The 23,702-nt window shown below is 57.1% G+C and carries 23 protein-coding genes; 12 read left to right on the top strand and 11 right to left on the bottom strand.

Annotation, left to right across the window (positions count from 1 at the left end; translation table 11 throughout):
- Positions 1–6: 6 nt before the first annotated feature.
- The 7 genes from leuB to ACR0AK_RS14280 all read right to left on the bottom strand — a co-directional run bounded on the left by leuB (position 7) and on the right by ACR0AK_RS14280 (position 6,259).
- The gene (leuB, locus tag ACR0AK_RS14310) at positions 7–1,110 is read right to left on the bottom strand and encodes a 3-isopropylmalate dehydrogenase (RefSeq protein WP_480793798.1); all 1,104 of its coding nucleotides are present in this window, start codon (positions 1,108–1,110) and stop codon (positions 7–9) included.
- 166 nt (positions 1,111–1,276) lie between these two features.
- On the bottom strand, positions 1,277–2,308 hold the full coding sequence (locus ACR0AK_RS14305) for an endonuclease/exonuclease/phosphatase family protein (protein WP_480793797.1): 1,032 nt from the start codon (positions 2,306–2,308) through the stop codon (positions 1,277–1,279).
- Complete coding sequence (locus ACR0AK_RS14300) at positions 2,305–3,135, bottom strand: hypothetical protein (protein WP_170565215.1); 831 nt, start codon at positions 3,133–3,135, stop codon at positions 2,305–2,307. Before ACR0AK_RS14300 ends, ACR0AK_RS14305 begins: the two co-directional genes overlap by 4 nt.
- Positions 3,136–3,464: 329 nt before the next feature.
- Positions 3,465–4,070 (bottom strand): 3-isopropylmalate dehydratase small subunit, encoded by a 606-nt coding sequence (leuD, locus tag ACR0AK_RS14295; RefSeq protein ID WP_170565212.1) that lies wholly within the window; start codon positions 4,068–4,070, stop codon positions 3,465–3,467.
- Positions 4,071–4,112: 42 nt separating this feature from the next.
- On the bottom strand, positions 4,113–4,667 hold the full coding sequence (locus ACR0AK_RS14290) for an HdeD family acid-resistance protein (protein WP_480793796.1): 555 nt from the start codon (positions 4,665–4,667) through the stop codon (positions 4,113–4,115).
- 37 nt (positions 4,668–4,704) lie between these two features.
- Positions 4,705–6,108: a 3-isopropylmalate dehydratase large subunit gene (leuC, locus tag ACR0AK_RS14285; RefSeq protein ID WP_480793795.1), complete on the bottom strand. Its 1,404-nt coding sequence runs from the start codon at positions 6,106–6,108 to the stop codon at positions 4,705–4,707.
- A 43-nt stretch (positions 6,109–6,151) separates the two neighbouring features.
- A complete protein-coding gene (locus ACR0AK_RS14280) occupies positions 6,152–6,259 on the bottom strand; it encodes an isopropylmalate isomerase (protein ID WP_082025160.1) in 108 nt (35 codons plus the stop codon).
- 101 nt (positions 6,260–6,360) lie between these two features.
- Between ACR0AK_RS14280 and ACR0AK_RS14275 the strand changes: the two genes are divergently transcribed.
- The 4 genes from ACR0AK_RS14275 to ACR0AK_RS14260 all read left to right on the top strand — a co-directional run bounded on the left by ACR0AK_RS14275 (position 6,361) and on the right by ACR0AK_RS14260 (position 9,239).
- Entirely contained in the window at positions 6,361–7,713 is a 1,353-nt protein-coding gene (locus tag ACR0AK_RS14275; protein WP_480793794.1) for a mechanosensitive ion channel family protein, read from the top strand.
- Positions 7,714–7,877: 164 nt separating this feature from the next.
- Positions 7,878–8,237, top strand: coding sequence for a ribosome silencing factor (gene rsfS, locus ACR0AK_RS14270; protein ID WP_058276550.1), 360 nt, complete (start codon positions 7,878–7,880; stop codon positions 8,235–8,237).
- Positions 8,238–8,281: 44 nt separating this feature from the next.
- Entirely contained in the window at positions 8,282–8,752 is a 471-nt protein-coding gene (gene rlmH / locus ACR0AK_RS14265) for a 23S rRNA (pseudouridine(1915)-N(3))-methyltransferase RlmH (RefSeq protein WP_480793793.1), read from the top strand.
- Between the two features lies 1 nt (position 8,753).
- Positions 8,754–9,239: a flavodoxin family protein gene (locus ACR0AK_RS14260; protein WP_480793792.1), complete on the top strand. Its 486-nt coding sequence runs from the start codon at positions 8,754–8,756 to the stop codon at positions 9,237–9,239.
- On the opposite strand, the gene ACR0AK_RS14255 is transcribed toward ACR0AK_RS14260, so the two are convergent.
- Both ACR0AK_RS14255 and ACR0AK_RS14250 read right to left on the bottom strand, forming a co-directional pair.
- Positions 9,240–9,587 (bottom strand): hypothetical protein, encoded by a 348-nt coding sequence (locus tag ACR0AK_RS14255; RefSeq protein WP_480793791.1) that lies wholly within the window; start codon positions 9,585–9,587, stop codon positions 9,240–9,242. It lies immediately after the preceding gene.
- 35 nt (positions 9,588–9,622) lie between these two features.
- Complete coding sequence (locus ACR0AK_RS14250) at positions 9,623–10,333, bottom strand: DUF599 domain-containing protein (protein ID WP_480793790.1); 711 nt, start codon at positions 10,331–10,333, stop codon at positions 9,623–9,625.
- A gap of 81 nt (positions 10,334–10,414) precedes the next feature.
- Here ACR0AK_RS14250 and ACR0AK_RS14245 point away from each other — a divergent pair, with 81 nt between their 5' ends.
- From ACR0AK_RS14245 to ACR0AK_RS14215, 7 genes are all read left to right on the top strand, one after another.
- Positions 10,415–11,863, top strand: a complete 1,449-nt coding sequence (locus ACR0AK_RS14245; RefSeq protein ID WP_480793789.1) for an FAD-linked oxidase C-terminal domain-containing protein — start codon at positions 10,415–10,417, stop codon at positions 11,861–11,863.
- 25 nt (positions 11,864–11,888) lie between these two features.
- Positions 11,889–12,989: an FAD-binding protein gene (locus ACR0AK_RS14240; protein ID WP_480793788.1), complete on the top strand. Its 1,101-nt coding sequence runs from the start codon at positions 11,889–11,891 to the stop codon at positions 12,987–12,989.
- A 4-nt stretch (positions 12,990–12,993) separates the two neighbouring features.
- Positions 12,994–14,310: a glycolate oxidase subunit GlcF gene (gene glcF / locus ACR0AK_RS14235; protein ID WP_480793787.1), complete on the top strand. Its 1,317-nt coding sequence runs from the start codon at positions 12,994–12,996 to the stop codon at positions 14,308–14,310.
- 118 nt (positions 14,311–14,428) lie between these two features.
- On the top strand, positions 14,429–15,223 hold the full coding sequence (locus tag ACR0AK_RS14230; protein ID WP_254453112.1) for a trypsin-like serine peptidase: 795 nt from the start codon (positions 14,429–14,431) through the stop codon (positions 15,221–15,223).
- Entirely contained in the window at positions 15,220–16,035 is an 816-nt protein-coding gene (locus ACR0AK_RS14225) for a trypsin-like serine peptidase (protein ID WP_480793786.1), read from the top strand. The genes ACR0AK_RS14230 and ACR0AK_RS14225 overlap by 4 nt, the downstream gene beginning before the upstream one ends.
- A 122-nt stretch (positions 16,036–16,157) precedes the next feature.
- Positions 16,158–16,625 (top strand): Hsp20 family protein, encoded by a 468-nt coding sequence (locus ACR0AK_RS14220; protein ID WP_170565179.1) that lies wholly within the window; start codon positions 16,158–16,160, stop codon positions 16,623–16,625.
- A 229-nt stretch (positions 16,626–16,854) separates the two neighbouring features.
- A complete protein-coding gene (locus ACR0AK_RS14215) occupies positions 16,855–18,432 on the top strand; it encodes a sulfatase-like hydrolase/transferase (protein ID WP_480793785.1) in 1,578 nt (525 codons plus the stop codon).
- A gap of 111 nt (positions 18,433–18,543) precedes the next feature.
- On the opposite strand, the gene ACR0AK_RS14210 is transcribed toward ACR0AK_RS14215, so the two are convergent.
- Both ACR0AK_RS14210 and ACR0AK_RS14205 read right to left on the bottom strand, forming a co-directional pair.
- Complete coding sequence (locus ACR0AK_RS14210) at positions 18,544–20,727, bottom strand: esterase-like activity of phytase family protein (RefSeq protein WP_480793784.1); 2,184 nt, start codon at positions 20,725–20,727, stop codon at positions 18,544–18,546.
- Between the two features lie 128 nt (positions 20,728–20,855).
- Positions 20,856–22,331, bottom strand: coding sequence for an NAD-dependent succinate-semialdehyde dehydrogenase (locus ACR0AK_RS14205; RefSeq protein WP_480793783.1), 1,476 nt, complete (start codon positions 22,329–22,331; stop codon positions 20,856–20,858).
- 285 nt (positions 22,332–22,616) lie between these two features.
- On the opposite strand from ACR0AK_RS14205, the gene ACR0AK_RS14200 reads away from it, so the two are divergent.
- Positions 22,617–23,696: a coiled-coil domain-containing protein gene (locus ACR0AK_RS14200; RefSeq protein ID WP_170565170.1), complete on the top strand. Its 1,080-nt coding sequence runs from the start codon at positions 22,617–22,619 to the stop codon at positions 23,694–23,696.
- The last annotated feature ends 6 nt before the right edge of the window (positions 23,697–23,702 follow it).

Raw genomic sequence — 23,702 nt, 5'->3', positions numbered from 1 at the left:
GTCTGATCAGAGGCTGTCGTCAAGGGCGGCCAAAATCGCATCACCCATCTCCGTGGTCGAAACTGGCGTGACGCCTTCATCTGCCAGCAGGTCGCCTGTGCGAACACCGTCGGCCAGCACTTTCTCGATCGCAGCTTCAAGACGATCTGCTTCTTCAAGCTGATCAAAGCTGTAGCGCAGCGCCATGGCGAAGCTGAGGATACAGGCGATTGGGTTAGCTTTTCCCTGACCGGTGATATCCGGGGCAGAGCCATGGACGGGTTCGTACATCGCCTTGGGACGGCCGTTCGCCATCGGAGCACCCAAGCTGGCCGAAGGCAACATACCCAGCGAGCCGGTTAGCATCGCGGCGCAATCCGACAGGATGTCGCCGAACAGGTTGTCGGTCAGGATGACGTCGAACTGTTTGGGCGCACGCACCAACTGCATCGCACCATTGTCGGCATACATATGGCTCAGCTCTACCTCTGGGTATTCCTTGGCCACACGTTCTACGACCTCGCGCCACAGGATGCCGGATTCCATGACATTGGCCTTCTCCATCGAGCAGACCTTCTTGCCCCGGCGCATCGCCAGTTCAAAGGCCGAGCGCGCTGCGCGTTCGATCTCGGATTCAGTATAGCGCTGGGTGTTGATGCCAACACGCTCATTGCCTTCCTCAAAAATGCCCCGCGGCTCTCCGAAATAGACGCCCGAGGTCAGCTCGCGCACGATCATGATGTCGAGGCCGGCAACGATATCTTTCTTCAGCGACGAGAAATCGGCCAGCGCGTCAAAGCACTGGGCCGGGCGCAAATTGGAGTACAGGTCCATTTCTTTACGCAGGCGCAGCAGACCACGCTCAGGCTTGAGGCTGAAATCCAGATCGTCGTATTTCGGGCCGCCAACGGCACCCAGAAGAACCGCGTCAACCTCTTGCGCTTTGGCCATGGTCTCGTCGGACAAAGGCTTGCCATGCGCGTCATAGGCCGCACCGCCAACCAGATCCTCGCTCACGTCGAATTCCAGGCCGCGTTTCGCGCCGAACCAATCGATGACTCTGCGCACTTCGGCCATGACTTCGGGGCCAATTCCGTCTCCGGGCAGGATGAGGAGCGAGGGGTTGGACATGAAGGATCTCCTTGCGTTTTACAGCACAGGCCCTAGCGCCTGTGCGGCATCGGGTCAATGAGACGATCTCGCCTGAGGGCAAGGAAAATACAGGTTTGTTTCCGTTAGCGTCTGAAAATTGCGCCGGGCCTGTTTGTCAGGCCAGAACAAGGCGCACGCCGCCGTATCAGCGCGGTAATTTCAGGTCGACCCAGATCAGCCGGTGACGACTGGCAGTTTCCGCAGTTTTGCGTTCATTGGTGCCTGCGGCAGGCCAGTGCACACCTGAATCTGCCACCTGCCAATGCGCGGACGGCAGGACATAATCAACCCGCATCGCGCCAACCGCTTTCCAGACCACTGTCGTCAACTCACCTGAAGGACTTTCAGGTGAAGGGTCCTGAACGCGCGGGTCATTCAAAAGGTTTCGGATCGCTTCTTTTCGCCCATCGCCCCGTTCTGGGTCCAGATTGACATCCCCGGCGATGACAAACGGGCCACTGGGTGCGCGCCCGACATCCCCGTCCAACACTGCAGACCAGAGGCGAATCTCATCCCGGTTTCGCAGACCGTTGCGATCCTCGGGCCCGTCAAACACGGGGGGTGAGGCATGAAAGGTCAGCAAATCCAGCGGCCCCCGGGGAGTTTCGATGGGCACAACCCAATGAGCTACCGAAGACAGTCGCTGAACGTTTTGGGCCTGTTCTGATGGGAAGGGCGCCGTGCCGCGGTGGGGAAGTTCAGCGCCGGGAAGGTCCCGCCATAACAAATCTGAATGGTCCTGAACCTGATCCAAAGCGATAGGATAACGGGACATTACAGCCAGGCCACCCTGACCGGTGAATCGCCCCCAGCCCTGTGCGTCGCCGGGGCCACTGGTGCGGCCGTCTCCGTCCATATCCAGCTTCGTTTCCAGACCGGAATTTGGCTGACCTGCGAACGTGTAGGTATAGTCTAAACCGGCTTCGCGTAACCGACTTGCCAGGGCTGCAAGCGCCTGCCCCTCAAAATCCCAGTCGATACCCTGCAGCGCAATGATATCGGGACGAGTTTGCGCCAAAACCCCGATGACTGCCGTAACCTGATCATCTCCGCGGCGAATATCCCGCAGCAGCAACCCCGGTCCATCGCGGCTGAGTTCTGTGTTGTAGGTGGCAATACGGATCGTCTCTGCCTGCGCCATAACGGGCAACAGAAGCAGGATTATGATGCGGATCATGCGGTCTGGGTAGACTCGGCTGTGGAATAAGCGCGCCGCTTCTCGACGATCAGGTTGGCAATTCGCAGGGTTGCCATGCCACGCATGATCATGCTGGCTGGCAGGAAAGCCCAAGCGCTGAGCGTCCAGATCAGTGTCTGAGGATTGCTCAGTGAGATCGGCTCGGCATAGTCGGTCAACAGTTTGATCAGCGCCGGGATCAGGAACGGCAGCAGGATACCGATACAAATGTTCAAACGCCCGTCGCGCTGCAGTCGCGTGACCACGTCACCGCCTTTGGTCGGGTCGAACAGAGGTAGATTGGTCCAGACATTGAATGCGCCGTTCCCGGTTGGCCAACCGCGCACTTTCACCGCATAGGCAAAGCTGGCAATCGTCACCAATGCAGCGACATATGCGACGCTGGCGGAAATGCGAACCAGTTCGATCAATGGTGTACTTGCATCCGCCGGCAGCATCAGGATGATCAGTCGAACCGGCGAATAGGGAAAGTCGACCACATTCGCGACACCCACACCAAAGGAATAGAATGTCGTCGTCAAAGTAGTCGGCGTATAGGCGTTCTTGCAGATGAGTGTCAGGAACGTGATCATCGACATCAGCCCGACAAAGCGCAAACGGTTCACAGGCGGTGCATCACGGAATTCGATAAAGCTGGGAAAGGCAGAGTTATATTCGGCGAACGTCAGGAAAAACGCGAGAATGGCGAGAAAGACGACAATCTCGGTCCCATTCGTAGACGATACAGGCAGGTACAACGCGGGCGTCAGCACCATAAGTGCGACCAATATTCCCCGAATCGCCGCCCCTGTTGTGCGCGCAATCACTATCCAAACCCTTTCAAACCGGATTGACCGCTTCTTTGACGGTTTCGTCCCAACTTGTGCCCGACAATTAATTTTCTACGGGTGCCTCTTTAATCGCCAACACTGACGATAAGCGGCATTCCGCTCAAGCCAAGCTGCAGAAAACACGTGATTTCGGGCAAAAAGATGGCGAAACTGGTGCGCCTTTGCATCATTTTCGTCGCAAATTCGGCGTGCATCACAAGGTCGACACTACATGTTGTGGTTGTTGGATTGATAACCCCAAGAATGCGAGCGGGGCCGCCAAGGCGACCCCGATAGGTTGAGTATCCACAGATTCGTTCTTGGAATCAGACCCAGGGGCGAGCCTGGCTTGCGTGATCCTCAAACTTGTCGATGTGGTGATCTTTCTCCATCGTCAGGCCGATATCGTCCAGACCGTTCAGCAGACAGTGCTTACGGTGAGGGTCGATGTCGAACTCGATCACAACGCCATCCGAGGTGGTGATCTGCTGATCTTCCAGATGAACGGTCATGCGGGCGTTTTCGCCCTTATGTGCGTCATCCATCAGAATAGCGTGATGTTCCTCTTCCACCACGATGGGCAGGATGCCGTTCTTGAAGCAGTTGTTGAAGAAGATGTCGGCAAAGCTGGTCGAGATCACGACTTTGATGCCGAAATCCTTGATTGCCCATGGCGCGTGTTCCCGCGATGAGCCACAGCCGAAATTGTCGCCTGCAACCAGAATCTCAGTCTGGCGATAGGCGGGCTTGTTCAGAACGAAATCCTCGTTCTCGCCGCCATGATCGTGATAGCGCATCTCGTCAAACAGCACGACGCCAAGGCCGGACCGTTTGATGGTTTTCAGGTGCACTTTCGGGATGATCATATCGGTGTCGATATTGATCAGCGGCATTGGGGCGGCCACCCCGTGGACTTTGTCGAACTTTTCCATGTCTACACTCCTGCGGGAGAGGGCCGCGCCCATGCCCCGCGTTTAAGCTTCTTTCGCTTCAGTTGTTGCGTCGTTTGGTGCGTTTCTGATGAAGAGCGCCATGAAGACCAATCCGAACCCGTTGAACAGCATCTCAATGCCCAGGAAAATGCCCAGAATGCTGAGCAGCACCTGAGGATCGCTTCCTACATATGTCCAGATGATACCGGCAAGGACGATCGACAAGATGCCCGAGACCATCGTGGGCCAGAAAAACTGTGTTCCTTTCATCTGGAACGACAGAATAACCCGCGCGATGCCGCCTGCCATGAACAGGATCAGCATCACGGTCGCCAAGGTCAGGGTTCCCTGCAACGGGTGGTCCAGGAAGGACCAGCCCAGAAACAGCATCACCGCACCCATGATGAGTGACAGAATTTTGTTGCCGGTGCCTTCAACCGTAAAGCCGCCAACAACCTGCAGCGCGCCTGATATCAGCAGCAACACACCGGTTACCACCGTCACCGCGACGGACGCCACAACTGGCGCGCCCAGTACAAAGATACCGAACGCTATGGATAGTAGCCCCAGCAGGAGCCATTTGACCCAGTCACTCATGTTTTCAATCCCTCAAATATCTAGATATGAGTGGACCTTACATCAATTCACGGACGTCTGTCAGCCGTCCTGTGATTGCCGCCGCGGCAGCCATCGCCGGGCTCAGCAAATGGGTGCGTCCGCCCCGGCCCTGACGGCCCTCGAAGTTGCGGTTCGAGGTCGCGGCACAGCGTTCGCCCGGCTGCAACTGATCCGGATTCATTGCCAGACACATCGAGCATCCCGCCAGACGCCATTCGAACCCGGCTTCTTTGAAAATCTCGGCCAGACCTTCTTCTTCGGCCTGCGCGCGGACCAAACCTGAACCTGGCACGACCATGGCGCGCATGCCGTCCTTGATCTTTTTGCCCTTCAGGATTTCAGCTGCAGCGCGCAGGTCTTCGATACGGCCGTTGGTACACGAGCCGATGAAAACAGTGTCGATCTCGACGTCGCTCAGCTTTTGACCGGCTTCCAGACCCATGTACTCGATCGAACGGCGGGCCGCGTCGACCTTGCCGCCTTCGAAATCTTCGGGCTGCGGGACGGTTGCGGTGATCGGCAACACGTCTTCGGGGCTGGTGCCCCAGGTGACGACCGGTGCGATGTCTTCGCCGCGCAGCGTGATGACCTTGTCGAAATGGGCGTCTTCGTCGGTGAAAAGCGTTTTCCACCACGTCAGAGCAGCTTCCCACTGGGCACCCTTCGGGGCATGTGGGCGACCTTTGACGTATTCGAAAGTGGTTTCATCAGGCGCAATCAGGCCTGCGCGGGCGCCGCCTTCGATCGCCATATTGCAGACGGTCATGCGGCCTTCCATCGACAGATCGCGGATCGCTTCACCGCAATATTCGATGACATAGCCGGTGCCGCCAGCAGTGCCGGTCTCGCCGATAACGGCAAGAGTGATGTCCTTGGCGGTCACACCCGGCTGCAATTTGCCGGTGATTTCCACCTTCATGTTCTTGGACTTCTTCTGGATCAGGGTTTGCGTGGCCAGAACATGCTCAACCTCGGACGTGCCGATGCCGTGGGCCAGCGCACCAAACGCGCCATGGGTGGCGGTGTGGCTGTCGCCGCAAACAACGGTCATGCCGGGCAGGGTCCAGCCTTGTTCGGGGCCGACGATGTGCACGATGCCCTGACGCACATCATTCACCGGGTAATAGTGAATGCCGAAATCCTTGGCGTTCTTGTCCAGTGCTTCGACCTGAATGCGCGATTCGGGGTTTTCGATGCCGTTCACGCGATCGGCTGTTGTCGGCACGTTGTGGTCTGGTACCGCAATGGTCTTTTCCGGTGCGCGCACCGGACGACCCGCCATGCGCAGCCCTTCAAAGGCTTGCGGGCTGGTCACTTCGTGAACCAGATGGCGGTCGATATAAAGCAGGCAGGTGCCATCATCGGCTTCGTGCGCGACATGGGCATCCCAGATCTTGTCATAGAGTGTTTTGGGGGACATCGGTCCTCTCCCGTATGTAATGAGAAATAGCTGGCGAGGTGGCTTAGGCCGCGGATAGGCGGGCCAGAACCGTGCGGGCAGCCCCAAAGAACCGTTCGCGCAGACGCGCGCGGTCTTCCAGATTCTGTTCTTGGGCCACATTGAGTCTCATGCGCTCCAGATATAACGGGGTTTGCCGTCAATCAAGGTTCAATCCCGCACCGGGCTTGCATCGCGCCGCATCGCTGTCCAAGCTGAGGTCAGGAGACGTGCATGAACCAAGACCTGATCCCCAGTTCGCTGTCGGACCTTTATGAAAACATGATCGCGGGATTTTCCGTTCAGTTCGCCAAACTTGCCGATCTGATTGTCACTCCGGGCTGGCGGCGGCACCAGTTGGTCATCATCCTCGTTCTCTGGGCTTTGGCATATGTGTTGAAATTGGTCACGCAACACCGGTGGGAGACCTGGGCACGTGCCCGGACCGGCTGGCCAAAGTGGCGGCTGCGCATTCTGGTACAGCTGATGCAGCGCCTGACGTTGGTCTATTTCGTTTTGTTGTCCTGGGCGCTGTACCTGATCATGCAGAATGTGACCTGGCCGTCGCACAGTTACATAATCGGCGTGATCGCGACCTTGGCCGCCGCATGGCTGGCGATTGCGCTGGTGGCCCGACTGGTGCGTAACCGCACGCTGCGGCGGATCTTCAAATGGGCAATGTGGGTCTATGCAACGCTGGTTGCGCTGAATTTGACGGATGACGTGGCCGAGTTTTTGGACGGCGTCGCAATTTCCATCGGTGATCTGCACATCTCGGCGCTGGGGATACTAAAGGCCATACTGTTAATTGGCGTGCTGCTGACGCTGGCCCGTATCGGGACCCGCACGGCAGAGCGGGGATTGCAGAGGAATGACGACATCACGCCTTCGATGCAGGTTCTGTTGGCCAAAGGCATTCAGGTTCTGCTCTATGGTGCTGTCTTTATGGTGGCTATTCGCACCCTGGGGTTCGACCTGACCGGCATCGCACTGTTGTCAGGTGCGATCGGTGTGGGCATCGGGTTTGGCTTGCAAAAGGTTGTGTCGAACCTGATTTCCGGAATCATCATCCTGATGGATCGCTCGATCAAACCGGGCGACGTGATCTCGTTGGGCGATACCTTTGGTTGGATCAATGCGCTTGGCGCGCGCTATGTATCAGTGGTCACCCGAGATGGGCGTGAATACCTGATCCCGAACGAAGACCTGATTACCAATCAGGTGGTGAACTGGTCGCATTCGGACCGGTATGTGCGTCTGGATCTCGATTTTGGCACCAGCTACGACGACGATCCGCATGAGGTGCGCGCCACGGCGATACGGTCGGTCAAAACAGTGAAACGTGTTCTCAGCGGGGGGTCGCATGAGCCGGTCTGCCATATCACCGGGTTCGGCGACAGCAGCGTGGACTATGTGTTGCGGTTTTGGATCAGTGATCCGACCAAGGGGCTAACCAACATTCGGGGCAATGTTTACCTCGCCCTCTGGGACGCCTTCAAGGCCGAGGGGATATCGATTCCCTTCCCTCAGCGCGAGGTTCGGTTGCTGTCGGACGGCGCAGACTCGCAACAGATCGACAAAGAGTGAGCGCCTGTGCGGCACCTAAAGCGCCCGTTCATTGAAATGTTGCATTCCCCTTGTTACCTTATTAGTACCCCTGCGCCGGGGTTTGGCGGCGCGCAGCAAAGGAGGACTATGTCCTGTCTCTACATACCCAGGCGGGTTTGCCCGCCGATGACGGGGCCGGTGTAATGGCCCACTCTCAGTCAATCAGCGACAAGCTGCTTGAACGTATCCTTTCCTCACTTTCCGATGACAAGGCCGAAGACGTCGTGCAGATCAACCTGCAAGGCAAATCCTCGGTTGCGGATCACATGGTGATTGCCTCGGGTCGCTCGACCCGTCAGGTCTCGGCCATGGCGGAAAAATTGACGGATCGCATCAAGCAGGAATTCGGTTTCACCTCGAAGGTTGAAGGCAAGGATGCCGGCGACTGGGTGTTGATCGATACGGGTGACGTGATCGTCCATATCTTCCGCCCCGAAGTGCGTGAATTCTATCAGCTGGAAAAGATGTGGCTGCCTCAGGGCGGCAGCGCCTCGGCGAACTGAGGCGCCATCCCGGCCTGCATTAACAGGCCGGCGGCGAGAGAAATATGCGTATAAGCATTTGTGCGGTCGGGCGATTGCGTGCCGGACCGGAGAAGACCCTGCTTGACGATTACCTGACCCGATTTGACCGGACCGGCCGCGCGCTGGGCCTTGGTCCCGCACGTGTGATCGAGGTTGAAGACAAGAAAAACGCAGGTATGGGCGCCGAGGGTTCGCTGCTGCGCAAGGCGCTGCCAAAAGGGGCTGTGATATGCACGCTGGACGAACGAGGGCGGGTGATGTCCTCGCCTGATTTTGCTAAGAAACTGGGTGCCTGGCGTGACGCCGGACGGCAGGATCTGGCGCTGATCATTGGCGGAGCCGACGGAATAGACCCTAATTTGCGGGCTGAGGCTGATTTTTCCATCTCATTCGGATCGATGGTCTGGCCCCATATGCTTGTCCGTGTGATGTTGGCCGAGCAACTTTATCGGGCCGCGACCATTCTGTCCGGCGGCCCTTATCACCGGGTCTGAAATGGCGCAGCTTTTGATCGTCTACCATTCGCGCACGGGCGGTGCCCGCCAGATGGCTCAAGAAGCCGCAGCAGGCGCGCGCGACGAGGCGGAAACCATCCTAAAAACTGCGGATCACACAACGCCTGAGGATTTGCTGGGTGCGGATGGGTATATCTTCTGTGCGCCCGAGAATCTGGCTGCGATTTCAGGCTTAATGAAAGAGTTCTTCGATCGTTGCTATTATCCTGTATTGGGCAAGATCGAAGGACGGCCATATGCGCAGATGATCTGCGCTGGGTCCGACGGTGAGAATGCAGCCCGTCAAACCGCGCGCATTGCAACCGGTTGGCGTTTGAAGGAAGTTCAGCCTCCGCTGATTGTCTGTACCCATGCGCAGACGCCCGAAGCTATTCTGGCTGAAAAAACCATTCCGCAGGATCAACTAGTTCAATGCCGCGATATCGGTGCCGCGTTGGGCGCCGGTCTGGCGCTGGGCGTTTTCTGATCAGTTCAGCGTGACCAGCGTGGTTTCGTTATCCCAACCGTCGACACTGCACCGCGCCTGAATCTGGACCTGCGTCACGCCATCTGGAACTGTCACTCCGGATAACGAGCGTGTAAACGGCTGCTCATTCTCATGCGGATGATGCAATACGCGCATGCCCAGTTCATTGCCGTCCATATCTAAAACGCGCCAGCCATCGGCATAGTGATCCCACCCGGTGTCTGGGTGCCGGATCGTCACGTCGAAACGCCATGTGTCACCACTTTGACTGGCCGCCACTTTTTCAATCACGGAAGGATCGGCAAGGGCCGGGCTGGTCAGAAGAAGGCTGAGAATCAAATACCGCATGGGGCGATCCTAGGCTGTGTCTGGGGACATCGCGATCACGAATTCGTGTCACCCGCTTGGGACATCAAAACCAGCCGGGAATGCGACGCAAACTCGCGCCGGTAAAGAACACCGAAGGTGACTGCCGTGACCAGTATCAGGGGTGCCGGGCCCAGAATCCAGGCAACGGATGCCAGGGCAAAATAGGTCACCCGCAAGCCGCGGTTAAAGCTGCGTGCTGCGGTGACGCAGATTTCGGCCGCCTGTGCCGCGCGTGGATAGGCTTGGGGGTCCGAGGGATCATTGGGTACTGCTGCCATCAGAACCGCGCAATACCCAAACAACCGGTGCGCCCAGACGTATTTCAGGAATGCATTGGCCAAAAACAGGATGATGATCAGAATCTTGATCTCCCAAACCATGGCCGGTGCGCTGCCGATGGCCAGATCATTGGCGACGCCGGCAAGGCGTTCGGTGTTGCCCAGTAAAGCCAACCCGCCCCCGATGGCAATCATCGTGGTCGAGGCAAAGAACGTGCTGCCCTGACGCATTGCCGCGACCACCTGTGCATCGAACATTCGGGGCTGCCGCGTGACCATTTCCCGCATCCATTCGCGACGATAATCATCCATCATCATCGCCACGGAACGCTTGGTGGGAGAGGGGTTTTCGATCCGCCACCCGATCCACAGCCAGGCGATCAGAAGCAAGGCTACGGCCGCATAGTCCAGCGGTGAAAATAGTTGTGCGCGATCAATCCACGTCATGCCGGCGACATTAGAGCCAGACATGGAAACTTGCCAGATGGAGAAATTGGTAATATTATTTTACCAAATGGAGGATCAGCCATGGAAATGCCAACGCCAAATCCTGACGTTCTGCGCCGCAAGGCCGTTGTTCTTCAGCGTTTGTTGCAGGTCTTGCCCGAAGACGCGGTAATTCACGAACCGTCAGAAACGCGCGCGTATGAATGCGACGCGCTGACGGCGTATAAGTGCCCTCCGATGTTGGCGGTTCTGCCGGCGACTACGCAAGAGGTCTCGGACATTTTGCGCATCTGCAACGAAGAAGGCGTTCCGGTGGTCCCGCGTGGCTCGGGTACTTCGCTGGCAGGCGGTGCATTGCCAACCGCGGATTGCGTTATCCTCGGGGTCGCCCGGATGAATGAAGTGCTTGAGGTCGATTATGACAACCGATTTATCCGTGTGCAGACAGGCCGCACAAATCTAAGCGTGACCGGAGCGGTCGAGGAAGACGACTTCTTTTACGCTCCCGACCCGTCTTCGCAACTCGCTTGTGCCATTGCTGGGAACATCGCCATGAATTCAGGCGGGGCGCACTGCCTCAAATACGGCGTAACCACCAACAACCTGCTGGGCGTAAAAATGGTGATGATGGATGGCAGCGTGGTCGAAATCGGCGGTGCGCATCTGGACTCCGGCGGTCTGGACCTACTGGGCGTTATTTGCGGGTCCGAGGGTCAGCTGGGTGTCGTGACAGAAGCCACCTTGCGCATTCTGCGCAAACCCGAAGGTGCGCGGCCTGTATTAATGGGTTTTGATGATAACGAAGTTGCCGGGCACTGCGTGTCGGACATTATCAAGTCCGGCATCCTGCCGGTCGCGATCGAATTCATGGACACACTGTGCATTAAGGCCTGCGAAAACTTTGCCCATGCAGGTTACCCCGACTGCACCGCTTTACTGATTGTCGAGGTCGAAGGCTCCGAGGCCGAGATGGACCATCAATTGTCCAAGATCATCGAAATCGCCAAGCGTCATAATCCTGTCGAACTGCGGGAAAGCCAATCGGCTGAGGAGAGCGCGAAAATATGGTTGGGGCGCAAGTCGGCTTTCGGCGCGATGGGTCAGCTGAACGATTACATGTGTCTGGACGGGACGATCCCGGTTTCTTCTCTACCGGAAGTGTTGCGCCGGATCGGCGAGATGAGCCAGGACTACGGTCTGCCGGTTGGCAACGTGTTCCATGCGGGCGACGGCAATATGCACCCGCTGATCCTGTTCGATGCCAACAAACCCGGTGATCTTGAGAAATGTGAGGCGTTTGGAGCGGACATACTGAAGCTCTGCGTTGATGTGGGCGGTTGCCTGACGGGCGAGCACGGGGTCGGGATCGAAAAGCGCGATCTGATGCATCACCAATACACACCTGCGGATCTTGAGGCGCAGATGGCGATAAAGGACGTGTTTGATCCGAACTGGTTGCTGAATCCTGCCAAAGTTTTTCCTCTGGATGCGTCGGAATCTCGGCGAGCCGCACGGATTGCTGCGGAATAGTCGGCTCTAACAAAGAAGAAATGTCATGAACCCAAAGACAGAAGCCGAACTGGCCGAGATGGTGGCCGGACTGAAAGAACCGGTCCGCATTAAGGGAGGTGGTACACGAGGTATTGCCGGGCCGGACATTGCGATTGAAACCAGCGAGCTTACAGGCATCACCCTATATGAACCCGGCGCACTAACGCTGGTGGCGAAGGCTGGCACGCCTGTGGCCGAAATCGAGGCTGCATTGGACGCAGAAGGTCAGCAATTGGCCTTTGAGCCCATGGATCATCGCGGATTGGTGGGGACCAGCGGTACTCCGACCATAGGTGGTGTCGTGGCAGGCAATGTTTCGGGACCTCGGCGCGTACAGGCATGCGCCTGCCGCGACTTTCTGCTGGGCGTGCGCTATGTCGATGGCATGGGTCAAGTCGTCAAGAACGGTGGCCGGGTCATGAAGAACGTGACCGGCTATGATCTGGTCAAACTGATGGCGGGGTCATGGGGCACGCTGGGGGTTTTGACTGAAGTGTCGTTAAAGGTTCTTCCAAAGCCCGAAGTGTCAGCAACTCTGGCCATTCAGGTACCCGATGTGACCAACGGAATCGCGGCACTGTCTGCTGCTTTGAAATCGCCGTTTGAAGTCAGCGGAGCGGTTTATGACCCGAACAACGCTTGCGCCTTACTTCGCCTTGAAGGTTTCGCGGGTTCGGTAGCTTACCGGTCTGACAAACTGAAATCCGCGCTGGCCGGTTTCGGTGACGTTAACAGGATTGAACAGTCCGATACATTGTGGGCCGGGTTGCGTGACGCAGCTAACTTCCACGAAGAAAGCGGTGATGTCTGGCGCATTTCGGTGAAACCCTCGGAAGCGCCAGAGATCGCCGGGCGGATCCAAGCGGACCGGACATTGTTTGATTGGGGTGGCGGGTTGATCTGGGCCTTAGTGCCGGATGGAACTGATCTGCGGGCGCGATTGGGCGCGTTTGACGGTCACGCAACGATCGTGCGAGCCGAACCTGAAACACTGTCCAACCTGGGGCGATTCCAACCTGAAATACCTGGACTTTCGGCTCTAACTAGGGGCATTCGCCATAAGTTTGATCCACGCGGTTTGTTCAATCCGGGACTGATGGGGTAGGCCGATGCAGACGACATTCACCAAGAAGCAGCTGCAGGATCCGGCGATCCAGCGATCGAATGAAATCTTGCGCAATTGCGTGCATTGCGGGTTTTGCACAGCCACTTGCCCGACCTATCAGGTACTGGGCGATGAGTTGGATAGCCCACGCGGGCGCATCTACCTGATCAAGGACATGCTGGAAAATGAGCGTGTGCCGGATGAAAAGACGGTCAAGCATATCGACCGCTGCCTGTCCTGCCTGGCCTGCATGACCACGTGTCCGTCAGGCGTGCACTACATGCATCTGGTCGATCACGCGCGGGAGTACATCGAAGAAAACTACAAACGCTCTTTCTCGGATCGTGCGTTGCGCTGGGTGTTGGCGCAGATCCTTCCCTATCCGACGCGGTTTCGCTGGGCCCTTATCGGCGCCAAACTGGGGCGGCCATTCCGCTTTCTGATGCCGGATGCCCGGTTGCGTGCCATGCTGGACATGGCACCTAAACACATTCCGCCCGTCAGTCGAAATGACGACCCGCAGAGTTTCATGGCAAAAGGAACGCAGCGCAAACGGGTCGCACTGATGACTGGCTGCGCGCAAAAAGCACTGAACACTGATATCAACGACGCAACCATCCGTTTGCTGACTCGGTTGGGATGCGAGGTCGTTGTAGCAGAGGGGGCGGGGTGTTGCGGCGCGCTGACCCATCACATGGGTAAGACACATGACAGTCATCTGGCCGCAAAGGCCAATATCAGAGCCTGGAGCGCAGAAATGAACGGCGACGGGCTAGATGCGATTGTCATCAATACCTCGGGCTGTGGGACCACGATCAAGGACTATGGCCACATGTTCCGAAACGATCCCCTAGCTGAAGACGCAGCACGGGTGTCTTCGATTGCGATGGATATTAGTGAGTTGCTGGTGCAACTCGAATTGCCCGAAGGCGAAAACAAGGACCTGTCCGTCGCTTATCATGCGGCCTGTTCTCTCCAGCATGGTCAAAAGATAAAAACGCATCCAAAAACTCTGTTGAAACAGGCCGGTTTCACCGTGTTAGAGCCTGCAGACAGTCATCTGTGCTGCGGCAGCGCGGGGACCTACAACCTGATGCAGCCCGAGATTTCGGGGCGGTTGAAGGAACGCAAGATCAAAACGCTGGAAGCTAAAAAGCCGGACATGATCGCGGCGGGTAATATCGGATGCATGATGCAAATCGGCTCTGGCACGGGCCTTCCCGTGTTGCACACCGTTGAGCTTTTGGATTGGGCGACCGGCGGGCCTGTGCCGCGGGCATTGGGCGACCGGAGTGGATCCGGGGTTCCGATCCTCAAATAGATAAGGCTGATGCAACTGCGCACCACTCGTCACGTTAAACGGACGCGGGCGTCATCGCCCTATTTTTGCCGCACCGGAGGCGTAGGAGAATACGCCAACAGCAAAGCCGGAGTGCCATTTGCGAAATTGGATCACAGCATTGGCGCTGGCTTTGATGCCGTTGTCCGCCGCAGCCCAGGATACCGGGTTGAAGAGTCTGGACACCACCGATGCCGGGCGCGCGTGGATGGCGGTCGGGCGCCTGGATTTCAAAGATGGTGCCGGGTTTTGTACTGGAACACTGATCTCTCCGACGCTTGTTTTGACGGCCGCTCATTGTTTGTTCGACAGAATGACTGGTCAGCGGGTTGATCTGGCCGAAGTTGAATTTTTGGCTGCCTGGCGTCTCGGACGCGCATCTGCTTATCGGGCTGCGCGTCGGGCCGTTGTGCATCCCGAGTATGAATTCAGCACCGAGGCGACGGCTTCTCGGCTGTACAATGACATCGCGCTGATCGAACTGTGGCAGCCGATCCGCAACACCAGCGTAATTCCGTTCGAAACAGGAGAGCGCCCGGATCGAGGGGCTGAAGTTGGGGTGGTGTCATACGCGCAGGACCGGGCCGAGGCCCCCTCGCTGCAAGAAGTGTGCTCGGTAATGACGCGCACATCAGACGTTTTGGTGTTGTCGTGTGATGTCGAATTCGGGTCGTCAGGGGCCCCGGTCTTTTCCTTTGACGGGGACCGGCCACGCATCGTGTCGGTCGTCGCGGCCAAGGCCGAATTCAACGGACAGCGCGTGGCGATCGGTACATCGGTCGAAAATTCCCTCGAACTGTTGCAGGCAGAGTTGTCGGCCGGGCGCGGATTTGGCGTGTCTTCATCCAATGGTGGGGCCCGCCGCAATATTGGAGCAAGGTTCATAAAGCCATGAGTCGCCTGTTTCTGAATTTTCTTTTGTTTCTTTCGATCTTTGCAACCTCAACGTACGCCCAAACTGGCAAGCGCAAGCTGACGGATCGCGATGACCTTTACGGGTGGGAGGCGGTCGGACGTCTGGATATCGGCAATCAGGGGTTTTGCACCGGCACCTTGATTGCGCAGGACCTCGTGCTGACTGCCGCGCATTGCGCGGTGGACAAGGCCTCCGGCGATCCTTACGAGCCCGGACAGGTGACCTTCCGCGCCGGATTAAGCCACGGTGAGGCGCTGGCAGACCGTAAGGTCGTACAGATTGCCGTGGATCCGGCCTACGTCAGCAACGCCCCGCTTTCAGCGGATACAGTCCGGGCCGACGTTGCGCTGATGCGTCTTGAGCAGCCGATCCCCTATTCCATCGCCAACCCGTTTGCATTGCACAAAGGTCGGGTTTCCGGGACCGAGGTCAGCCTTGCCTCGTATGGGCGGGGCCGGTCCGAGGCGATCACGCGGGAAAGATCCTGCCGTATTCTGGGCCGACAGCAAGGGTTGATCACCTTCAACTGCGATATCACTTTTGGCTCGTCCGGCTCGGCATTGCTGGCCAAAAACGGCCCGCGCTGGCAGATCCTGTCAGTCGTTTCAGCAATAGGAACCTATGGGGATCGTGTGGCCGGATATGGAATGGAACTTTCCGGTGTGGTGGCAGATCTCAAGGCGGATTTACGACGGGATGCCCCACGTCCACAGGCAACGATCCGTCGTTTGCAGGTTGGATCAGGAAAGTCGAATTCCGGCGCGAAATTCATCAGTCCGGGCGGGGGTTGAACTCGGTCAAATTGCTACCCATGTGAACTGTACCGGGTCGCCACGAACGGGGCCCGGCTTAACCAGATGCCCGTCCGAACGGAGGGCAGAACACAGATCGCTCTGATATGAGGATATGACACATGCGTAGTTTTGATTTTGCACCCCTGCACCGTGCCACCGTTGGTTTTGACCAGATCGCCGACATGATGGATCGCGTGCTGACCAATGATGTGGCTCAGCCGAGCTACCCGCCTTACAACATCGAAAAGACCGATGCCGACACGTATCGCATCTCGGTTGCAGTCGCCGGTTTTTCGGAAAATGACCTTTCGGTCGAAGTAAAAGAAAACGCCCTGATCGTCGCCGGCAAGAAAGCCGCTGAAGACAAAGAGCGCAGCTATCTGCACCGTGGCATTGCCACCCGCGCGTTCGAGCGCCGCTTTGCGCTGGCCGATCACGTGCGTGTCACTGGCGCCAACCACGAAAACGGTATGCTGAACATCGACCTGAAGCGCGAAGTGCCCGAGGCCCTGAAACCGCGCCGGATCGAGATCTCTTCGGCCAATGCCATCGAGAAGGACGTGGTTGACGCCAAAGCCGTGAACTAAGGCGACCTTAATACGCCGCGATAATCGTTCCTCTCTGGATTATCGCACCATACGCCCCGCGTTCCTCCAGACGCGGGGCGTTGTTTTTGTAGTAAGGGGATGTTCGCTAAGCGGACAAAGCCGTTGTTCAGAGTTTTGCGGCAACGGATTATTTTTACAAAACTTGACACAGATTGATGCCCTAGGTGACCTTATATTGTGTTTTTTGAATAACTTTGGGGAGGTCGCAATGAAATTGACAGTTACAATGGCATCAACGATCACAATGTTTTTCACTGTAGTGCCTGCATTGGCAATCGAACCTGATGCCCCACAATTGGACTTTGCAGAACGCAACGCTGAAGTTTGGGCAGTTGAAGATGGTGAGATAAACGCGAAACTAGAAGCGTTGGAGGAGCGCTTTGGGAAGAAACCCAACATAATTTACATTCTGACGGATGACATCGGTTGGGGTGAGTTGGGCTGGCAAGGTGGCGGTAAGCATCGTGGTATGCCTTCTGACGAACTTGACCAAATGGCCTTTGAAGGGATGCGATTTTGGTCAGCATACGCCGAACCATCCTGCACACCAACGCGGATAGCGATCAATACTGGCAGGCATCCTGTTCGCACCGGGCTATTGTCCGTGCTTTGGCCCGGAATGACGGATGGTCTTTCGCCAGAAGAGGTCACAACAGCAGAAATACTGTCTGAACAGGGCTATAGCACCGCAATGTGGGGTAAGTGGCATCTGGGCGACTTGCCCGAACATTCGCCAGAAAATCAGGGCTATGACTACGCCTACTATGGCCTGTTCAACGGTGCGCCGGATTGGTGGCAAGCAGCCTTTGAAGACGAAAATGGTACACTGCCATTTGCCGATTTTCCCGGCTACGAGACCTATTTCAAACGCACTGGGATCGACATGTCAGTCGGCGGATATGTCGGACGCAAGGGTGAAAGCCGTACACCAATTGAAGGAGTTGCCGGTATTCTGTCGCCGGAACGACAAGAGGCCTTTGAAAACGAGTCCATTGATCAAATAACGCAATACGTTGTCGACAAGGCTGATGACGAAAACCCTTTCTACATCTATTGGGCGTCCTACGCGCTGCAAATTTCAGCCTCGAAAGAGTTTCTGAAAGCGCCAGGCGTTGACAAGAACAACCGTCAGGCTTCTTTCATGGTGATGCACAGCACTCACGTCGGTCGGCTTCTGGATACGTTGAAAGCTGAAGGGATTGCTGAAAACACTTTGGTGGTTTGGATTAGTGACAATGGTCCGATGTATGCCTTTTGGCCGACAGCTGGTTACACTCTGTTGAGAGGTGCGAAGGGTGACATATTGGAGGGCGGCGTTCGAGTGCCCGCGATGGCGTGGTGGCCGGGAATGATCGAACCGGGGCAAGACCCGAAGGATGTCCTTCATGTCACCGACCTTTTCACCACAGCGGCGCGATTGGGTGGAGCTTTGGATGGAATTCCGAATGACCGGATCACCGATGGAGTTGATCAGACATCACTGTTGTTGAACGGTGAGGGCCATGGTCGGCGGAACTTTGTATCCTACTACAGCGGACAGACGCTGGGGGCGATTCGCTACGAAGATTTCAAAATCCACATCACTGAAGGTCATGGCGGATTGCCGGGCATGGACTTTTACAACATTCGACGTGATCCCGGTGAAAAATACGGCGAACTTTATCCTGCTCTTTTTGCCGTCGCGCCAATGCAATTTCTGTTGCAAAGCCACAATGAACGCATCGCTGAGTTTCCACACCGCCCACCAATGACCGTACAGGAGTCGACACTGACTGCGCACGACTGAAATTCGCGACGAAGTACCAAATCAACGTCCAATTTGGGTTCAAAGCTGACGTAAGAACTAGAAGGAACCCGCACAAATTCGCGCGGGGTCCCTCAACATTTTGCCAATGAATCAATTCCCGGCGGTAACCGACCCAATCGACCAGAACATCGTCTCGCCCGAGGCATCGTCGACGCCGTCATTGTCGGTCATCACAAACGCCTCGCCCGAGGGCAGGATGGCCAGACCTTCGATCTTGTCCAGAACGTAACCGCCGGTCGAGGTCAGATCGGGCAGCAGGTCGCGGACCTCTTGCTTGCTGACCACGGGCAGGGGACCTCCCAGCGGCGCCGGAGTCATTTCAGAAAGCGGGATACGGTAGATCTTTTTGGTCACGGCGCGGTGGTCGTGCTGATTGTCGCGCTCGATGACATAGACATGGTCACCAAATGCCACGATCTCCGACAGACCGACCCAGCCTTTTTCCGGGTCAGCCTTGGGATAGTGCACTGCACCCCATTCCTTGGTGTCCAAATTGTACGCGACCAGTTTCACGTGGTTTTCCGGGTCGTCCTTCCATTCGCGTTGAACGGCCATCCATAGGGTGTCGCCGACCTTGGTGATGCCCTCGAAACCGAAACGCTTCTCGACCGCCATCAGTTCCGGCGGCAGGCCGATTTCACCCTTGCGATCCTTGATCTTGCCTTCGGCTGAGACGTGGTAGATCGCGTGCGGGATAACGCGGTCGGTCCGCCCTTCGGAGGCAACGTAGAAGCCACCTTTGCCGTCCAGCGTGATGCCTTCCAGATCCAGCTTCTGCGCCGGGTTACCGTCCTGACGGTGGATGCGGATCACATCCACGATGCGGGCGGGCTGCTGGCTGGGGTCGATCTTGAAGATAGAAGGCTGGAAGCCATAAAAGCTGTCATTGACCGCATAGATCATGCCGTCCTCATCAGCGACCAGACCTGACAGAGCACCCCAACCGATCAGTTCATCCGCGCCTTCTGAGGTCAGATGCGGATAGTTGGCGGGGGCGTCCTGATACTCAAAAATCGAAACATGCGCGCGTGGGCCGCCATCTTCGATTAGGTCCTTTTCGTTTGCCGAGACCAGCAGATTGCGCTCGGGGATGGCAACATAACCTTCCGGCCCAACGCCTGAGGGCAGCAGCTGTTTCAGAACCGGGTTGGCCGGATCCGTGGCGTCATAAACACCCACGACCGAGGCGCGTTCGGCGCCTACAAAGATCATCGGTGTGCCACCGAAGGTGGCAGCGGTCACGCTTTCCGGCTCTACCCCTTTGGCGTCCGAACGTTTGTCGGGGTAGTGGCCGATCTGAATGATGGCTTTCTCGAAATCGGTGCCGTTCTCGTAAACAACGGTGCCGTCCTTGTGGAAGATGGTCCAGCCGCGCGAACCGCCCTGATAGTCACCTTCATTGGCGGTGGCAAAGTGGTTGTCGTCGATCCATTTCACCGCATCAGGCTCGCGTAGGCGGCCCGGCTGGCTTTCGGTAAAGATCAACGCGCCGCGTTCGTCAGTGGCGTCGATGCCCTCCAGGTCAACCGCGCCGGCCGAGAAATGGCTGATCACGTTGCCGTCTTTGTCGACGACCGCGATGTGGTTGTTTTCCTGCAGGGTGATGACCGTTTCACCCAGGGTGTTGATGTCTACGAATTCAGGCTCGGGATCGGTCGGGGCAACTTCGGCCAGACCGGTCAACGAGGCCATCTTCATGCCGCCACAATCCAACCCGCCGTCATTCAAAGGCACCAGCGCAAGAGACCCGGCGGGCAGCTGCGGGATAACGCCGTCGTTCAGGTCTTCGTCGCGCTCGTTCTCAATCGCAACAGCAACAAAGCTGCCGTCAGGGGCGATGGCGACGCTGTCAGGCTGACCGCCTAGATCGCAGGTTCCGGTTTCGGCCTTGCCTGCGATATCGACCGAGATCAGCTTGCCCGACGGGGCTGTATAGCTTTCCGATGTGTTCACGCCGACAAACGCCGTCGCACCAACGATCACAACCGAGGTTGGTTCGCCGCCCACCTCCATCGCGCCCAGAGGCGCCGGTTTCGCAGGGTCGGTGATGTCGACCATGCCGATTACACCCAACGGGCTGTCGGTATAGACCAGCGTCTTACCGTCCGCGGTTGTCGCGATGATCTCGGGCGAGGTCTCACGGGTGGTATCAGCTCCCTCAGCCATGTTTTTGACGACGGGAAAAGAAGCAATTCGGTTGAAGTTCATTTCTGCCGCAGCCTGACCGGCGGTCAGGGCAAGGGCAGATGTCAGGCAGACAAAGCGCAACGACATCGGGTGGTATCCTCTCTCACTTGGATGAGAGGGGGATGAACGCGGGTCATTGCAGGGATGTGACGGTTTGTTTGCAGTTTTGTGACAAACCAAATGGCCCCGGCGCTGTGCACCGGGGCCATTTCAGATCAGACCGACAGGCAGACGTATTTCATCTCAAGATAGTCTTCCATGCCGTGATGGCTGCCTTCGCGGCCTAGGCCGGACTGTTTGACGCCGCCGAACGGGCCAAGCTCGGTCGAGATGATACCGGTGTTCACACCGACGATGCCGTATTCCAGTGCCTCAGCCACTTTGTAGACGCGGCTCAGGTCCTTGGCGTAGAAATAGGACGCGAGACCAAAAATGGTGTCATTGGCCATCGCGATCACGTCATCTTCGTCTTCGAACTTGAACAGTGGGGCAAGCGGGCCAAAGGTCTCGTCCTGCGCAACCATCATGTCCTGAGTTACACCGGTCACGATCGTCGGCTGGAAGAAAGTACCACCCAGATCATGTGGCAGACCGCCTGTCAGAACTGCGCCGCCCTTATCGGTGACGTCTTTGATGTGTTCCTCGACCTTGGCGACCGCTTCTTCGTTGATCAGCGGGCCGGTGGTTGTGCCCTCGGCCAGACCGTCGCCGATTTTCAACGCTTCAACAGCGGCTTTCAGCTTGGCCGCGAATTCATCGTAAACGCCCGCCTGTACATAGATCCGGTTGGCGCAGACGCAGGTCTGGCCGTTATTGCGGAACTTGCACATCATCGCGCCTTCAACGGCTGCATCCAGATCAGCGTCGTCAAACACGATGAACGGCGCGTTGCCGCCAAGCTCCATCGAGCATTTCATCACCTGATCGGCCGCCTGTTTCAGCAGGATCCGACCGACTTCGGTCGAGCCTGTGAAGGTCAGTTTACGAACGCCGGGGTTCTCGCAGAATTCCTTGCCAATTTCGCTGGCGCTGGAGGATGGCAGCACGTTGAACACGCCCGCTGGGATGCCAGCCTGTTCCGCCAGTACGCCCATTACAAGTGCGGACAACGGAGTTTCCTTGGCCGGGCGCGCAACAAAGGCGCAGCCAGCCGCCAGCGCCGGGGCGGCCTTGCGGGTGATCATCGCATTCGGGAAGTTCCACGGCGTGATCGAGGCCGCAACACCGATCGGCTGCTTCAGCACCATGATCCGCTTGTCGCGCTGATGGCCGGGGATCGTCTCGCCGTAGACCCGCTTGGCCTCTTCGCCGAAAAACTCGATGAACGAGGCACCATAGCCGATCTCTCCAACGGCTTCGGCCAACGGTTTGCCCTGCTCGGCGGTCAGGATTTTCCCCAGATCTTCGGCGTTCTCCATCATCAGGTCGTACCAGCGGCGCAGAATCACGGCGCGTTCCTTGCCGGTCAGCTTGGCCCATTCCTTTTGCGCGGCCTCGGCCTGAGCAATCGCTCCGGCCACTTGTGCGCGGCTCAGGTCGGCGACCTCGGCCACGACGTCGCCGCGTGCCGGATTGGTGACGGCAAAAGTGCCATTATCCCCGTCGACCCACTGACCGCCGATATAGGCTTTGGTTACAAGCAGATCGGGGTTTTTCAGGATTGATTTCAGGTCGGTTGTCGCGTCCAGCATGAGTCAGCCTCCGGCAGTAAAAATTTGTTAGCACTCAAACATGTGCCTCCCGGACTGTCTATGGCCACCCGCAGGGTCATATCAATCCAGTTTTCGTATGGTAAACGTGACGTTTTTTGCCTACCGGGGCGCATTCATGCGATCTGAGGCCAAAGTGTCAACCCGCCTATCTTTTTTCTGCGGAGTTTGCCAAAGTTCCCCGTGATTGGATGCCCAAGGGGATGTAAATGTTTGTAACATTCCCTATCTTGTTGGGTGCATAATTAAAAAAAAGGAATAGGACAGATGTCGAACCAGCAGTTTGACGCGTTGATCGAAGAAACTCAGGCCAAAGTGCGCGAAAGCCAGTCGCAGATCGAAGGGCTGACATCGCGGATCGAAGCCGCGCGCTCCAAGATTGGCACCGCCGAGGCGGACATCGACATCGAAAACGCCACGCTTGAAGATGTGCACGCACATACCGAGGTGATGACCGCCAATATTGCTGAGTTGATCATGGGTCTGGACGACGTCACCAGTGCCTTTTCGAAAGATTTCGACGAGATGCGCTCGAAAACCGGGTGGGAGTCGTTTGTCGGCATCTTCTCGAAAGGCAAATCCGAGTCGATGCGGCAGGAACGCATGCGAACCGCCAATATCGACGACAAACTTCAGGATCTGATCGCCAAATCAGACGTGATTGTGAAACTGCTGGAAGGGCAGCTATCCGTGCTGGAGGAACAGCGCGTGAAGGTCGAAGAAAACCTGACTGGCACGCTGGACGACCGCGAGGCGACGGTGGCTGAACTAGAGGCGCTGCGTGCCGAAATTCAAGGCATGGATCCAACGATCATCACGCTGGAAAACAAGATCAGCGTTGAACAGGACGCCGCCGCGCGGACCCAGCTGGAAACCGAACTGGCCGAGCTCAACAAGCAATACAACGCCAAGGTTCAGGAAGAGCAGGTCAAACTGGCCAAATCCCAGACTCTGGAGCGATACATTGAAAAGGGCAAAACCTGGGTAGATTCACTACAAAACCAGGCTGCGACGCAGATGGTGCTGATCAACAAGCTGCAGACAGACACGCAACAGCGCGTGGTGCTGTATGACGCCCTGACCAAATCGCTGAAAACCGCGCAACAACAGGACGTGGCTCACCGCATCAACGAGATCGGCGTGCAGACGGATCAAGAGGCGCAAACCGCCATGGCCGCCATCGGCACAGCGACCAACCAGAAAATGGCCGACATGCTAGAGGCGCATGAGGACCACATGGTCTTTGCCCGCGACGTGCTGGAGAAAAAGGCCAAGGCCGATGAACGCTTTGCCCGCCGGTTTGCCTCGATTGTCGAGAAGCATGATAAGAATCTTTACGGTGGATGAAGTAAG

The organism is Ruegeria sp. BI12, assembly GCF_056537985.1.
This window is presented reverse-complemented; position numbering and strand designations above follow the sequence as displayed.

Bases quoted from the DNA above. Each gene is read 5' to 3' on its own strand.
- leuB (WP_480793798.1), bottom strand. From the start codon at position 1,110: ATGTCCAACCCCTCGCTCCTCATCCTGCCCGGAGACGGAATTGGCCCC.
- ACR0AK_RS14305 (WP_480793797.1), bottom strand. From the start codon at position 2,308: ATGATCCGCATCATAATCCTGCTTCTGTTGCCCGTTATGGCGCAGGCA.
- leuD (WP_170565212.1), bottom strand. From the start codon at position 4,070: ATGGAAAAGTTCGACAAAGTCCACGGGGTGGCCGCCCCAATGCCGCTG.
- ACR0AK_RS14290 (WP_480793796.1), bottom strand. From the start codon at position 4,667: ATGAGTGACTGGGTCAAATGGCTCCTGCTGGGGCTACTATCCATAGCG.
- leuC (WP_480793795.1), bottom strand. From the start codon at position 6,108: ATGTCCCCCAAAACACTCTATGACAAGATCTGGGATGCCCATGTCGCG.
- ACR0AK_RS14280 (WP_082025160.1), bottom strand. From the start codon at position 6,259: ATGAGACTCAATGTGGCCCAAGAACAGAATCTGGAAGACCGCGCGCGT.
- ACR0AK_RS14275 (WP_480793794.1), top strand. From the start codon at position 6,361: ATGAACCAAGACCTGATCCCCAGTTCGCTGTCGGACCTTTATGAAAAC.
- rsfS (WP_058276550.1), top strand. From the start codon at position 7,878: ATGGCCCACTCTCAGTCAATCAGCGACAAGCTGCTTGAACGTATCCTT.
- rlmH (WP_480793793.1), top strand. From the start codon at position 8,282: ATGCGTATAAGCATTTGTGCGGTCGGGCGATTGCGTGCCGGACCGGAG.
- ACR0AK_RS14260 (WP_480793792.1), top strand. From the start codon at position 8,754: ATGGCGCAGCTTTTGATCGTCTACCATTCGCGCACGGGCGGTGCCCGC.
- ACR0AK_RS14255 (WP_480793791.1), bottom strand. From the start codon at position 9,587: ATGCGGTATTTGATTCTCAGCCTTCTTCTGACCAGCCCGGCCCTTGCC.
- ACR0AK_RS14250 (WP_480793790.1), bottom strand. From the start codon at position 10,333: ATGACGTGGATTGATCGCGCACAACTATTTTCACCGCTGGACTATGCG.
- ACR0AK_RS14245 (WP_480793789.1), top strand. From the start codon at position 10,415: ATGGAAATGCCAACGCCAAATCCTGACGTTCTGCGCCGCAAGGCCGTT.
- ACR0AK_RS14240 (WP_480793788.1), top strand. From the start codon at position 11,889: ATGAACCCAAAGACAGAAGCCGAACTGGCCGAGATGGTGGCCGGACTG.
- glcF (WP_480793787.1), top strand. From the start codon at position 12,994: ATGCAGACGACATTCACCAAGAAGCAGCTGCAGGATCCGGCGATCCAG.
- ACR0AK_RS14225 (WP_480793786.1), top strand. From the start codon at position 15,220: ATGAGTCGCCTGTTTCTGAATTTTCTTTTGTTTCTTTCGATCTTTGCA.
- ACR0AK_RS14220 (WP_170565179.1), top strand. From the start codon at position 16,158: ATGCGTAGTTTTGATTTTGCACCCCTGCACCGTGCCACCGTTGGTTTT.
- ACR0AK_RS14215 (WP_480793785.1), top strand. From the start codon at position 16,855: ATGAAATTGACAGTTACAATGGCATCAACGATCACAATGTTTTTCACT.
- ACR0AK_RS14210 (WP_480793784.1), bottom strand. From the start codon at position 20,727: ATGTCGTTGCGCTTTGTCTGCCTGACATCTGCCCTTGCCCTGACCGCC.
- ACR0AK_RS14205 (WP_480793783.1), bottom strand. From the start codon at position 22,331: ATGCTGGACGCGACAACCGACCTGAAATCAATCCTGAAAAACCCCGAT.
- ACR0AK_RS14200 (WP_170565170.1), top strand. From the start codon at position 22,617: ATGTCGAACCAGCAGTTTGACGCGTTGATCGAAGAAACTCAGGCCAAA.